Below are 13,182 nucleotides of genomic sequence, written 5' to 3'. Positions count from 1 at the left end.
ATCATGGTGGTCTTTCCTGCGCCGTTCGGTCCGAGAAAACCGAAAACAATCCCGGACGGCACTTCCAGAGAAACATGATCCACCGCACGCACCGTTTTAAAATCGCGCACGAGATTGTCGGTTCGAATGGCAAAGGTATTCATATTCTTTAATTTCTTAGGGTTGAATTCCCCGCTGCTTGTGGCGGGGAGCTTCATTTAAAAGCTTTTAAACGGCCCGGCGGCGTCGAATTCCGGGGGAATAACGAACCGGTTGGACTTGTTGACATATCCCCATTTGCCTTTAACTTCCACAGGCTCCAAACCTTCATAAAAAGCGTGTATATCTTCATATCTTGGATGGACGGTATCCCCCGTTTTATCTATGTAAGACCAGGAACGATCTCTTTTGACACGGGCCAGTCCGTTTTGAAACGACAACGCTTCCCGGTAGGCGGGTTTAATCACAATTTTCCCGGTTTTATCGATAAATCCCCAGAGGCCATGAATTCTTACCAGCGCCAACCCATCGGAAAAAGACCACGCATCACGGAACTGGAGGGGGATGATAAATTCCCCGTTTTTGTCTATATATCCCCAGAGTCCGCCTGATCGCACCAATGCCAATCCCTCGGAAAACGACCATGCGCCGTCAAAACGCGGCGGTATGGAGAATTTTCCGGTTTTGTCGATAAAACCGTACCGGTGAATGGTTTTCACAAGTGCCGGCCCTTCAACAAAATTATTACAGTCATCGTAAATAGGCGGTATGACATAACGGCCGGTTTTATCGATAAAACCCCATTTCCCATCCTTTTTTACCCGCGCAAGCCCTCCTTTGAAATCGTCGACGCCATCGAACCGTGGTGTCACCGTCTTCCCTTCGGGACTAATGAAGCTCCATGAATTCCCGGTCTTCACCCGGGCCACTCCTTCGATAAACGACCAGGCATCCGTGTACCGTGGAGAGATTGCAAACTTCCCGTTCACATGTATATATCCCCATCTGCGTCCGGTCCTCACCTGCGCTAAACCTTCAGAGAACGGCCAGGCATCGATGAATCTGGGTTTTATGATGAATTTTCCGGTAATATCGATATATCCCCATCTCGCACCTTTTTTAACAAGGGCGAGCGAACGGATAGAAGATGTTTTTGAGCTTTGGTTATCGCAGCCGCTTACCGAGAAAAATAGTAACAGTAAGGATGCGATACCAAAAGCCGTGAGCCTTCGCATTTCGAATTCTTTTCTCATTTTGTTGCATGACGACATAAATAATTACGCATATTTTGAGTGTTTAGACCAATAAGCGTTCAAAATGGCATGATTTCCATTTTTTAACCTCACCCCGGCCCTCTCCTAATTAGGAGAGGGTGCCCGAAGGGCGGGTGAGGTTTTACGTCAATTTGAAAAATAATTGGAATTAGATCCTGAAACGAGTTCAGGATGACACGTGTCATGCCGAACTTGTTGCCGCTTCGCGGGAACGATGAAAGCGCAGCGCATCTTTTAGCAACCGTTTCGGCATCTAATTTGAAAAGAAACGCAAAAAAATATGTCGTCATATATAATAATGTAAAATATTCTGTTGGTTGCCTGTATCAAGAGAATGCAATTCGAATACGTAAATCTGTGGTTTAAAGTCTAACCGGTATATTTTTCTCCGCCGACCGATAGGCCAAAAGAGCCACTCTGGTCATCTCGAACGGTTCTTCCGGTTTCAAAACATGCCTGCCTTCACCTCTCAGCTCCGATATAAAATCTGCAAAGAATGGCTTTCTATCCGGAAGAGGAATGTCCTGTGAAGGCTTCGATGAAGTAATCAATTCCACTCGCGCGCCAAGATCTTTGATTTCGATTACCCCTTCTGCGCCGATAATCCTGAGACGGTCATCTCCGTGAGTGGGAGCGGTTTCAGGCCGAAGGTAATCGATGTTCACCATGGCTGTTCCGCCGTTGCTCAACCGGAGGAGGATACCGGCATAATCTTCAAAGCCGGGGTACTCCGGGTGATCCTTGTTGCCATGGAACGCCATGACTTCGGTGTAATGCAATTCCGTGGTGAAATGAATGTAATCCAGGGCGTGGATGCCCACCCAGGGTATTGTTCCGCCGTAGGTCTCTTTCTTTTTATAGAAATCCGGACGGTTCTGACCGAATTTGTATGATTTCTGGGCGGTGACCAGAATCGGCTCGCCGATTTTACCGGCTGCGACCGCTTCCTTAACAGCCAGGAAGGTCGGCTCCAGCCGCATATTCAGGAGAGCGGTTAAACGGACCCGGTTTGAAATTACAGCTTTGAGAAGAGCTTCGAAGTCTTCGATGGTGGTGGCGACCGGTTTTTCGGTGACTATATGGAGTTTCTTTTTCGCGGCGGCGATGGAAGCGCCCGCATTCAACGAATAGGGAAGACATATCCCGACAACATCCAATTCTTCCTTTTCCAGCATCTCTTCGTAGCGGTCATAGATTCTCACCCCCTTCGGCAGGGGAGGCTTCGGCGCCCCATAGCAGGCATAGGTGGTAAGTTGCACATTCTTCATACGGGGAAGATCGCCGAGTATGGTCTCCGTATGCCCATCGATGCCGATCATTCCAACCTTGATGATCGTTTCAGGAGCGAATGTCTTAATCGGGTACGAAAATTGTGAAGCAAGAATCCGTGACATTGTGACAGAGGCTTCAATCGGGGAGGCGAGCGCTGCCGCCGCAGAAATACCGGCCGCTCCAAAGCCTTGAAGATAACTCCGGCGATTCATGGTGATACCTCATAAAATTATTTGCCGCGGATTTCGCGGAAAAACATAGTTTTAATATAATAAATATCGGGATAAGAAATGTATTCGAAACCAGCAGCCCTGATACCTTCATTCTTTTACGTAAGCCACGAGTCTCGATTTTCTTCTATGAACGTGTCATCGAAAAGATGGGGATAGGTATGTAGTACACGTTCTATCTCATCAAACTGTCCCTCTGACAAACCCTCATCCGGATTCAATGTCCATATACCCTCCAGAAGTCCGCTGCGGCGAAGCACCTCGTGCACTCCGGGGATGACCCCTCTGAACTGGTGGGCGGCATCGAACAGAGCTGCATTGGCGTCGGTCAGCTCCACGTTCCTTTTGAGCATATCGGGATGTATATCGCTTCCCGTGTCCAGGAGGTCATGAATCTCGGTAAGCATTTCCACCGCCCTTTTCGTTCCCACCGCCCATTGACCCAGAAGACCTCCGCGGATTCTGAGGATTTTCCGGTTTCCGGACACCGTGAAAGTCCAGGGGGTGATGAGGTCTGTGATAATATGGTCGTCATTCCCCGTATAAAGGGCGATATCGTTCTCAAGGCCCTCTTCAGCCACTGCGCGGATGACATCGAATGTCTGGTAACGGTTGAACGGCGCAATCTTGATGGCAACCACGTTGGGGATAAGAACAAATTTCCGCCAGAATTCCAGGGGAAGCACTCTCCCGCCCACCGAAGGCTGAAGGTAAAAACCGAACAGGGGAATGAGACGGGCAATCTCCTCCGCATGATCTATCATTTCAGAAATCGGGGCTGAACCAAATGCGGACAGAGAAAGAAGCCCGGCATGGTAGCCGTGGGAAAGAGCCGTTTCCGCTTCTCTTGCCGCCTGCGCTGTTCTTCCCACAATGCCGGCGATTTTTATCACCGGCCGCCCGGATTGACGGGTATACTCGTCCAGAGCCTGGGCGCAGGTTTGGAGCACCGTTTCAAAAAGGTCCACTTCCGGATTGCGAATCGCGAACTGGGTGGTATGCACCCCGACCGCTACACCCCCGGCGCCGGCCTGGCAGTAGTAGCGCATGAGGGCGGTTTGACGGCAGGGGTCGAATTCCCGCCTGCTGTTCAAAGCCAGGGGAGACGCCGGAATGACTGTTCCCCGGCGGATGAGCGAAAGAATTGATTCCGGCGGCATGGGGTAAGACATGGTTTTTATCCGTAGGAAAGAATCAAATAGCCAGAATTCAGAATGCAGAATAAAAGATTTTCTTCTCGCAAAGTTCGCAAAGTCAATGAAGAAAGAAAAATGCTGGGAATTCGAATGCATCACGGATAATTTATGGTATCTTAACAATTTTAACATATTGCGGGAGAATGCTATAAAAACAATTGATAAAGTTATATTTTCTTTGCGAACTTTGCGAACTTTGCGAGAAACAGAATTTCTAAGTTTTCCTTTATGTATCCAGAAACTGCCCGTCTCGGGTCTGGTAATGGGTCGGCTTGTCAAGTGATTTTCCGCCCCGTACGATCCAGTCCGTTATCCACCGGAGCATCTGCTCGATGGAGGTCGGCGGCGCCCCGAAGATACCTTTCATGGCGGTGTTGCTGGAGAGAAGGGCTGTCGGCGCCTCGTTACCTGAAAATACCGCCTTCCTGTCCATGATCTTCCCGAAGCGCAGTGCGATATCCCGTATCCGGATCTTGTCGCCGGTTACATTCAGAATACGGGGAGGGCAGGCGGCCAGTTCCAGGCACCGTATCGCCAAGTTGTTCGCATCCCCCTGCCAGATAACATTCGCATAGCCCATTGCCAGGTTGTTCGGTTTGCCCTCATATACCTGCTTTCCGATTTCAAGGAGAACCCCGTACCGGAGATCGATGGCGTAGTTGAGCCGGAACAGCAGAACTTTCGTTCCGTAAGTCCGGGAGTAGTATTCGAAAATTCTTTCACGCCCCAGGCAGGAATTGGCATATTCACCGATCGCATAGGTTGTATCCGATTCGGAAGGGCCGTCTGAATCGGAAGGCCACAGATCATAGATGCTACCGGTAGAGAAAACCACGAACCTGGATTCGGTGAAACAGGCGGCGGCATTGTTGGGAACGATGACATTCAACGCCCAGGTAAGGTAATCCGAACCTGTCTGGCCGAATTTCCTGCCTGCCATGAAGATGATATTTTTCACTTTCGGCAGGCGCGCCGCCTCTTCGGGATGCAAAAGATCGCAGGAAATGCACCGTATCCCCCAGTTTTCCAGTCGGGGGATGAGGTGACGGTTGGAAAATCGGGATACACCGTACACTTTTTTAGAAATGCCTGCTTCTTCTGCGGCCAGCACGATCATCCTTCCGAGCGTGGGTCCCATTTTACCCCCGATGCCGAGAATCATGAAATCACCGTCCAGCCGTTTCATCAATTCGACTGTTTCGGCGTACGGTATGCTCAGGAAATATTCCAGATCGTCTTCATTATTGAATGAAAGCGTGTTCTCCATGAAACATCCCTATCTCTCCTGGGGAGCAAACTGTATGGTGAAAGAGATAATAATGGAAAACATCCGGGCTGCGCAAGGAGAAATCGGTTCAAAATACGAATTCCGGGATGATAAAGCGCTTGCTCTGTATGGTAGAATGTAGGATATTTTTAAAAATATACGGACACTATCAAGATGATCAGGCAAATAGTGTAACAATGCTTCCAACTCTGTCGAAAACCTCACCCGGCTTTTGGCCACCCTCTCCTAATTAGGAGAGGGTAACAAAATAGCCAGCAATGAGTTATCCCCTCTCCTGACTAGGAGAGGGGAACAAGGGGTGAGGTTTAAAAACACCAGAAAATATTGGAGAAATTTCTTTTTTCCCCATTAACTTACTATTTTCAAGAAATACTTACCGGATGAACATTCTCTGATAACCTTATGAAGGAGCGCTCTCATGGAAATGTTTCAGAAAGTACCGAACGGCAAGGGATTCAACAAAATCGATGCTTCAGGAATGAAGCTCCTGAATTTCCACAAGATAGTCCTCGGCGCCGGAGAGTCCTATACGGGTAATACGGCAGAACATGAGGTGCTGTTCGACATTCTGGGCGGCAAAGTCACGTTCATAGTGAACGGCAAAAGCTTGGGTATCCTGGGAGGAAGGCCGAACCCGTTCGCCGGAAAGGGATTTTCTCTTTATGCGCCTTTCAATTCGGATTACGAGGTAACCGCGGAGAACGGCCCCTGCGAGATCGCGGTCTGCTGCGCGAAAAGCGACCTCAAGGGGGAACCGTATGTCATCAGCCCCGACCAGGTTTCCACCGGAACCTGGGGCGCCACCAATTTCACCCGCTTTTTCAAAGGCATCCTCCTCGATGACCGTCCTGCCCAGCGCCTGTTTGTCGGAGAGACCATAGTACCATCGGGGAACTGGGCAACATTCCCGCCTCACAAGCATGAAAAGGACGACTTGCCCCGTGAAGTGTACATGGAGGAAATCTATTACTACAAGGTTTCTCCGGCCGAGGGTTTCGGCCTGGACCGTCATTATAAACCGGGCGCCTATGACCGCGCCGATGTAATCACCGACGAAACTGTAATTCTCATGCCGGACGGCTACCATACGCTGGTGACCGCGCCGGGATATACCATGTTCTACATCTGGTTTCTGGCCGGAAATATCCGTAAGCAGAACCCCATAACCGATCCGGAATTCGCCTGGGTTCAGAAAGCCATCCCGATACTTGCCAATTCGAAGGAGAACCTTTAATGATCCCGGATGACATCAAGCATTTCTTCAACGAGAGAGACCTGAAATCCGAGATTGTGGAAGGGAACGTCTGGCGCGCGATCTATACAGCCGAAAACATCCAGGCGATCATCTACCATTTCCCGCCCCACAAGGTCTTCCCGCTCCACACCCATGAGAAGCACGAGCAGATGGGGTATCTGGTCAGCGGAAAGATGGGTTTCAAAGTGGGCGATGAGGTGCGGACTTTGATGCCCGGCGATTTCTACCGCGCCCCGATCGGGATCGAGCACAACGCCTGGACATTCGAGGAACCATCGGTGCTCCTCGATTTCTTCTCGCCGATCCGTGAGGACCTGGTAAAGAAATAGAAAAAGAATACAGGGCTATGCCATTAGATAAGGTTCGTGATCGTATTATAGATGCCGAAACGGTTTCATCGTTCCCGCGAAGCGGCAACAAGTTCGGCATGACACGTGCACTTCGACAAGCTCAGTGCTCGGTCAGAGGACTCTGAGCCTGTCGAAGAGTCCGCTACATCCTGAACTCGTTTCAGGATCTAAATGTGCAATCAAGGAGCATATTTTCAAAAATACTTTCCAAATGACATAACCAAAAAGAATTCAGGGCTGAGAATCCAGAATAAAAGGAAAAGATATAAAGCCAAAGGAAAATGCACTAGACTTTTCTGTTGATTTTTCTCCCTTTTTAAAATATATTTTGACCATTCGGGGCCGAAGTGGTGGAATTGGTAGACGCACCGGTTTCAGGGACCGGCGGGCGCAAGCCTGTGGGGGTTCAAATCCCCCCTTCGGCACCAAATACCTGATCTCAATACCTTCCCATAGTTTTCTTTACCCGGGTATAGTATCTGCAGCGATGCCCCCCAAAAATACCGCAATTCCAGAAGGAAAGAGAGCCTGGAGCTTAACCTTTTCTTGACATATCCTCAATGATATGGTAAATTCAAAAGATATTCCCAAGATGCATCAATATCATTTCCCTTTGAATAATCTAATCAATTAAAAATCATTTTTCGGGAGAAACACCGGTGAAAGTTTACGACACCAGAGACATTCGTAATGTGGTTTTTCTTGGTCACGGCGCCTCGGGCAAAACCACCATGACCGAGGCCATTCTGTTTACCAGTGGTGCAACACCCCGCATGGGAAAGATCGATGAAGGCAATACCAAATCAGATTACCTTGAAGATGAGATCGCTCGCAAGATATCCATCAGCGCCTCGATAGTCCAGACTGAATGGCAGGGGCGCAAGCTGAATATTATCGATACTCCGGGCTATGCCGATTTTGTCGGAGAAGTGATTTGCGGCATGCGGGGGGCGGATTGCGCCGTGATTACCGTGGATGCGCTGACCGGACTTGAGATCGGCACCGAAACAGTCTGGGATCTCTGCGAAAACAGGAAGAAACCTCTGGTTATCCTGGTGAACCGCGCCGGCAAGGAACACTCGAAAGCAATTGATGTCCTGAAAGCCATCCAGGACCGGTTTGGCAATAAAGCCCTTCCCATTCAGATACCGGTCAATCCCGGTCCCGGGTTCAACCGGATAGTCGACATTGTATCCATGAAGGAATACATCTACCAGGTGGATGGAAACGGCCAGGGAACGGCTGGAGAAATTTCCGCAAATTTAAAATCGGATGCTGAAGAGCTTCATGAAAAGATGATCGAGGCCGCTGCAGAGAGCGACGACACACTTATGGAAAAGTATTTCGAAGCCGGGCTGACCCCTGAAGAGATAGGCGGCGGTATCAAAAAGGCCATTCAGGACAGGACACTATTTCCGGTGCTTTTTGCCGACGCCTTTACCGCAGTGGGGGTAGACCTTGTCATGAAACTTATAGCGGACAGCATGCCCTCGCCCGCAGAGATGCCCGGTATCAAAGCCAGGAAAACCGGCGGTGAGATAGAGCTCAAACCCTCCAATGGTTCGCCCCTTGCCATCCAGGTATTCAAAACGGTGATGGAGCCGCACCTCGGCGAACTTTCTCTTTTCAGGATTTTTTCCGGCTCATATAAATCCGGCGACGAACTATTCAACTCCACCCACTCGGTATCCGAGCGGCCCACGCTGATTTACAGCCTCATCGGAAAGGAAAGAATAGAAATACCCATGGTCAACTGCGGGGATATCGGAACGTTGGTGAAACTGAAGGGAACCAGAACCGGCGACTCTCTCTGTTCGAAACAACTCCAGCTCGATATTGACCCGCTTGTTTTCCCTGTACCGGTGATGGATGTGGCGGTATATCCGAAGACCAAAGGCGAAGAGGACAAGGTATCACAGGGTTTGAACAGACTCCGTGAAGAAGACCCCTCCTTCCGTGTCCGCAACGATGCTGAGTTACGGCAGATTATCCTTGAAGGTATGGGCGGTGTGCACATAGATGTTATTATCGATCGGTTCAAGAAAAAAAATAACATCGAAGTTGAACTGAGAGAGCCCAAGATTCCCTACCGTGAGACCATCACCGGAAAATCCGATGAAAAATACCGGTACAAAAAGCAGACCGGCGGCCGCGGCCAATATGGTGAAGTGTACTTCAGGATGGAACCGATGCCTCGCGGTGAGGGATTCCTTTTTGCGGACGAGATCAAGGGCGGTGTGATTCCCTCGCGGTTCATCCCGGCGGTAGAAAAGGGTCTCAATGAGGCTTTGGAGCGCGGTCCACTCTCCCACTGCAAGGTTATAGATATCAAGGTTGCCCTGTACTACGGTTCATTTCATACGGTCGATTCATCGGAGCTGGCGTTTAAGATGGCTTCAGTGCTGTGTTTCCGGGAATGCTTCCTGAAAGCCAGACCCATTCTCCTCGAGCCTATTTATAATATCGAGGTGAAAGTTCCCGATGCCTATACCGGCGATGTGATGGGCGACCTTTCTTCCCGCCGCGGCAAGATCATGGGCATGGAGCCTTCGGGCATCTTCCAGATTGTAAAAGCGCAGGTTCCTCTGATTGAGCTGTACCAGTATGCCACCCACCTCCGCTCTCTCACGCAGGGACGGGGCGCATACTCGCGCACATTCTCCCACTATGAGATGGTTCCTTCTGAACTGGCGCAGAAGATCATCGAGGCCAACAAGGAAGAGGAAGTAGAGAGGTAATGTGTTCTGTGCGGAGCCTTGATGGGGTTCCGCACGTGTACATACATTGTTTTTGATCAGCGGCAAGGTCAGGTTATCATGATCATTATTTACAGAACTCTTCATCCTCCATTCTACGATACATCTCATTTCCTCTGTTCCTGACAGCGGGTGGTGTAGTCAGTAAAATTTTGCTTTTCTAAAAACACCAAACTCTCGTATTTTTATACAAAACACGCAGTATTTTTTAGATACAGGGAGGACTGTTCAATGTCTGGTCATTCCAAATGGGCAACCATTCGCCGTAAAAAAGGCGCCCTGGATGCCAAGAGAGGGAAAATATTTACTACTCTCATCAAGGAAATTCAGGTGGCCGCCCGTAACGGCGGAGGCGACGAAAACATCAATCCACGGCTGAGAACCGCCATAACTGCAGCTCGCGCGGCCAACATGCCTATGGATAATATCAAAAAAGCAATCCAGCGCGGAACGGGCGATCTGCCCGGTGTGCATTATGAAGAGATCGTCTATGAAGGATACGGTCCCGGAGGAGTGGCCATTATCGTGGAATGCATGACCGACAACAAGCAGCGTACCGTATCCGAAGTCCGTCATCTTTTCAGCAAGTACAACGGCTCTCTCGCTGAAAACGGCGCAGTATCCTGGATGTTCGATACAAAGGGAGTATTGACTTTCAATGCCAAGGTCATGAGTGAGGACGACATGATGGAACATGTCCTGGAATCAGGCGCCGATGACATGAGTGTGGAGGATTCCACGTATGAAGTCGTATGCTCTCAGAAGGCTTTCCCAAACGTCCAGGCATATTTCGATTCCAGGAAAATCAAGTATGAGAGCGCTGAAATCTCGAAAGTACCTCAAACTACGGTCAAAATCGAAGGGAAAGACGCCAAAACTCTTATGAAACTCATGGAAGCTATTGAAGAATCCGAAGATGTGCAGAAGGTCTGGGCGAACTTCGATATCGATGTTTCACTTATGGAAGAAGTCTGATTCATGAGAGTTTTGGGGGTAGACCCTGGGCTGGGTGTGACCGGATATGCTGTTATCGAGAGCGGTTCAGGAACGCCCCGGCTGGTTGAAGCGGGTGTCATTCGGAGCAAGGCTTCTCAGCCCCTCGAAAAACGGCTCTTCGAGCTATACGGCAGTTTCGAGGGTATTGTGGATGAATTCCGCCCGGATGCGGTGGCGATTGAAGAACTCTATTCACATTACGCACACCCCAAAACCGCAGTCATCATGGGACACGTGCGGGGACTTTTCTTTCTCCTGGCCGGGAAATCCGGCATTCCCGTATGTTCATACTCGGCGACGCGGATCAAAAAATCCGTTTCCGGGATTGGCCACGCCTCCAAGGAACAGGTAGCCGGCATGGTGGCGACTCTCTTGAATTGCGATAAAGTACCCGGTCCGGCTGATGTGACTGACGCCATTGCGACCGCCCTGTGTCATCTTCATACAGTAACCCACGGTGACTCAAAATGATTGTGATGGTGCGCGGAATACTGGATTCGGTGACCGAGGACCTGGCTCTGGTCGAGGTGAACGGCATTACGTACGGTGTACTCATCAGCCGTGACCTGATGGATCGTCTGAGCGCCGGAGGAAAGGTCGGGCAGGAGGTGACCCTGCATACCATGCAGTATATCGAGGGGAATATCGGTATGGGAAATCTTATGCCGCGGCTGGTAGGATTTTTAAGTAAAACCGACCTTGAATTTTTTACCCTCCTCATAACGGTGCAGGGGCTCGGAGTGAAAAAAGCGCTCCGGGCGCTGACCATACCGGTGAAAGATGTAGCGAAAGCCATCGAGCTTAATGACGTGGGAACACTCAAGAGACTGCCTGAAATCGGAAGCAAAACCGCCCAGAAGATTGTCATGGAATTAAAGGGGAAAGCGGCGAAATTTGCTTTTCTTTCGGAAGAAGAAATCCCGGAGCCATTTCCTGCACCGGATATGGACGAGGAATACATGGTGGAAGCATACGAGATTCTCCTTCAACTTCAGTACTCTGAACTCGAAGCCAGAGACCTGGTCCGCCGTACCGTAAAAGCCTTTCCTGAGTTTGAGACCGCGGAAGAACTTATTCAGGAGATATTCAAGCGGAATAAAAGATAATCAGGGTATGCCATTTGATAAGGTTCGAGATCGTATATAGAGATGCCGAAACGGTTTCATCGTTCCCGCGAAGCGGCAACAAGTTCGGCATGACACATGTCATCCTGAACTCGTTTCAGGATCTAAATGTGCAATCATGCGCGCAATATTTTTAAAAATACTTACCAGATGAACAAACGCGGAAAAGATAAAATTATGAATCCAAAATATAAGGCACAAAGGCACAGAGGGACAAAGGCACCGTGAGTCGCGAAAGAATAGTTACCGGGGATTCCTCCTCTCCCGAAGAAGAGGTTTTTACCTGGAGCCTGAGACCGAAAACGTTAGGCGAATATATCGGTCAGAAAGCCATAGTAGACAAACTTTCCATATCTCTTGAGGCCGCCGAAAAACGGGGCGAGCCGCAGGAGCATATCCTTCTGCACGGCCCGCCGGGACTGGGCAAAACCACACTGGCTCACATCATTGCGAAGGAGATGGACGCCCGGCTCATTACCTCTTCCGGCCCGGCGCTCACCCGTATTGCTGATTTGATGGGGATTCTCACCAATCTGGAGAACGGGGATGTTCTCTTCATCGACGAGATTCACCGCCTGCCAAAAAATATCGAGGAATTCATCTATCCCGCGATGGAGGATTTCAAGATCGATTTTGTGCTGGACAAGGGGCCGTTCTCGAAGGTTATCAATGTTCCCCTGAAACGGTTCACCCTGGTTGGCGCCACCACCCGGGTCGGTCTTCTCTCCCCGCCTCTCCGCGACCGTTTCGGCATGACCTACCACCTTGATTTCTATCCGCCAGAGGATATTTACAAGATAGTGATACGGTCTGCGGAAATCCTCGGCATCAGTACTGACAGCGAAGGGGCTGAAATCATCGCCCAGCGTTCCCGTGGGACTCCGCGCATCGCCAACCGTCTCCTGCGCAGGGTCCGCGACTATGCAACAGTCCGGGGACATGGCGCCATTGACTCCGAGACCGCCCAGAAATCACTGGCTATGGAGGGCATCGACAGCCGTGGGCTGGATGACCTCGACCGCGCGCTTTTGAAAATTATCATCGACTATTACAACGGCGGCCCTGTTGGTATAGAGGCAGTGGCGGCCACCCTTTCGGAAGAATCCAACACCATCGAGGAGCTGGTGGAGCCGTATCTCCTCAAAATCGGCTACCTCCTTCGCACCAAGCGGGGCCGGCTGGTAGGAGCTGAAGCGTACCGTCACCTCGGCCTGCCGGTAAAAGGGATGCCACAGAGCGAGCTGTTTCAATGATTTTGCTTGCTTTTCATCACTCAAAATTGTATAATTTATACTTACGAACATACTGCAATCATAGATATTTGGCGGCGTAGCTCAGCTGGTTAGAGCAGCGGAATCATAATCCGCGTGTCCGGGGTTCGAATCCCTGCGCCGCTACCAGTAGGAGACAAAGACTTAGGCCAATTAGCTTAAGTCTTTTTTATTTATCTGGGGCAGATCTG

At 50.0% G+C, this 13,182-nt stretch carries 11 protein-coding genes and 2 tRNA genes; 9 read left to right on the top strand and 4 right to left on the bottom strand.

The genetic code is table 11. The features are described 5' to 3' along the window. Window positions 1–197 precede the first annotated feature (197 nt). The 4 genes from Q8O92_12360 to Q8O92_12345 all read right to left on the bottom strand — a co-directional run bounded on the left by Q8O92_12360 (window position 198) and on the right by Q8O92_12345 (window position 5,218). Window positions 198–1,214 carry a WG repeat-containing protein gene (locus Q8O92_12360; protein MDP2984107.1) on the bottom strand — a complete coding sequence of 339 codons (1,017 nt, stop codon included), beginning with the start codon at window positions 1,212–1,214 and terminating at the stop codon, window positions 198–200. 401 nt (window positions 1,215–1,615) lie between these two features. After that, window positions 1,616–2,737 carry a Gfo/Idh/MocA family oxidoreductase gene (locus tag Q8O92_12355; GenBank protein MDP2984106.1) on the bottom strand — a complete coding sequence of 374 codons (1,122 nt, stop codon included), beginning with the start codon at window positions 2,735–2,737 and terminating at the stop codon, window positions 1,616–1,618. 116 nt (window positions 2,738–2,853) lie between these two features. Beyond that, window positions 2,854–3,927 (bottom strand): dihydrodipicolinate synthase family protein, encoded by a 1,074-nt coding sequence (locus Q8O92_12350; GenBank protein MDP2984105.1) that lies wholly within the window; start codon window positions 3,925–3,927, stop codon window positions 2,854–2,856. A 250-nt stretch (window positions 3,928–4,177) separates the two neighbouring features. Continuing rightward, on the bottom strand, window positions 4,178–5,218 hold the full coding sequence (locus tag Q8O92_12345) for an NAD(P)-dependent oxidoreductase (protein ID MDP2984104.1): 1,041 nt from the start codon (window positions 5,216–5,218) through the stop codon (window positions 4,178–4,180). A 439-nt stretch (window positions 5,219–5,657) separates the two neighbouring features. Between Q8O92_12345 and Q8O92_12340 the strand changes: the two genes are divergently transcribed. The 9 genes from Q8O92_12340 (at window position 5,658) to Q8O92_12300 (ending at window position 13,120) form a co-directional block, all read left to right on the top strand. Continuing rightward, window positions 5,658–6,473, top strand: a complete 816-nt coding sequence (locus tag Q8O92_12340) for a 5-deoxy-glucuronate isomerase (protein MDP2984103.1) — start codon at window positions 5,658–5,660, stop codon at window positions 6,471–6,473. Continuing rightward, entirely contained in the window at window positions 6,473–6,823 is a 351-nt protein-coding gene (locus tag Q8O92_12335; GenBank protein ID MDP2984102.1) for a cupin domain-containing protein, read from the top strand. The genes Q8O92_12340 and Q8O92_12335 overlap by 1 nt, the downstream gene beginning before the upstream one ends. A gap of 362 nt (window positions 6,824–7,185) precedes the next feature. Continuing rightward, window positions 7,186–7,272, top strand: a tRNA-Leu gene (locus Q8O92_12330). Between the two features lie 231 nt (window positions 7,273–7,503). Further along, a complete protein-coding gene (fusA, locus tag Q8O92_12325) occupies window positions 7,504–9,582 on the top strand; it encodes an elongation factor G (GenBank protein MDP2984101.1) in 2,079 nt (692 codons plus the stop codon). A gap of 249 nt (window positions 9,583–9,831) precedes the next feature. Next, window positions 9,832–10,575, top strand: coding sequence for a YebC/PmpR family DNA-binding transcriptional regulator (locus Q8O92_12320; protein ID MDP2984100.1), 744 nt, complete (start codon window positions 9,832–9,834; stop codon window positions 10,573–10,575). A 3-nt stretch (window positions 10,576–10,578) separates the two neighbouring features. Then, complete coding sequence (gene ruvC, locus Q8O92_12315) at window positions 10,579–11,067, top strand: crossover junction endodeoxyribonuclease RuvC (GenBank protein ID MDP2984099.1); 489 nt, start codon at window positions 10,579–10,581, stop codon at window positions 11,065–11,067. Next, a complete protein-coding gene (ruvA, locus tag Q8O92_12310; protein MDP2984098.1) occupies window positions 11,064–11,702 on the top strand; it encodes a Holliday junction branch migration protein RuvA in 639 nt (212 codons plus the stop codon). The genes ruvC and ruvA overlap by 4 nt, the downstream gene beginning before the upstream one ends. Window positions 11,703–11,944: 242 nt before the next feature. Then, window positions 11,945–12,973, top strand: a complete 1,029-nt coding sequence (gene ruvB, locus Q8O92_12305) for a Holliday junction branch migration DNA helicase RuvB (protein MDP2984097.1) — start codon at window positions 11,945–11,947, stop codon at window positions 12,971–12,973. Between the two features lie 70 nt (window positions 12,974–13,043). After that, window positions 13,044–13,120: transfer RNA gene (locus Q8O92_12300), tRNA-Met, on the top strand. The last annotated feature ends 62 nt before the right edge of the window (window positions 13,121–13,182 follow it).

The organism is Candidatus Latescibacter sp. (assembly GCA_030692375.1).
GTDB lineage: Bacteria > Latescibacterota > Latescibacteria > Latescibacterales > Latescibacteraceae > JAUYCD01.
The sequence above is the reverse complement of the archived record's forward strand: the minus strand, read 5'-3'. Positions and strand labels throughout refer to the sequence as shown.

What these genes read in the sequence shown, in the direction of transcription:
- ruvA (MDP2984098.1), top strand. Translation starts at nt 11,064, where the DNA reads ATGATTGTGATGGTGCGCGGAATACTGGATTCGGTGACCGAGGACCTG.
- Q8O92_12355 (MDP2984106.1), bottom strand. Translation starts at nt 2,737, where the DNA reads ATGAATCGCCGGAGTTATCTTCAAGGCTTTGGAGCGGCCGGTATTTCT.
- ruvC (MDP2984099.1), top strand. Translation starts at nt 10,579, where the DNA reads ATGAGAGTTTTGGGGGTAGACCCTGGGCTGGGTGTGACCGGATATGCT.
- Q8O92_12340 (MDP2984103.1), top strand. Translation starts at nt 5,658, where the DNA reads ATGGAAATGTTTCAGAAAGTACCGAACGGCAAGGGATTCAACAAAATC.
- Q8O92_12350 (MDP2984105.1), bottom strand. Translation starts at nt 3,927, where the DNA reads ATGTCTTACCCCATGCCGCCGGAATCAATTCTTTCGCTCATCCGCCGG.
- Q8O92_12345 (MDP2984104.1), bottom strand. Translation starts at nt 5,218, where the DNA reads ATGGAGAACACGCTTTCATTCAATAATGAAGACGATCTGGAATATTTC.
- Q8O92_12335 (MDP2984102.1), top strand. Translation starts at nt 6,473, where the DNA reads ATGATCCCGGATGACATCAAGCATTTCTTCAACGAGAGAGACCTGAAA.
- Q8O92_12320 (MDP2984100.1), top strand. Translation starts at nt 9,832, where the DNA reads ATGTCTGGTCATTCCAAATGGGCAACCATTCGCCGTAAAAAAGGCGCC.
- Q8O92_12360 (MDP2984107.1), bottom strand. Translation starts at nt 1,214, where the DNA reads ATGCGAAGGCTCACGGCTTTTGGTATCGCATCCTTACTGTTACTATTT.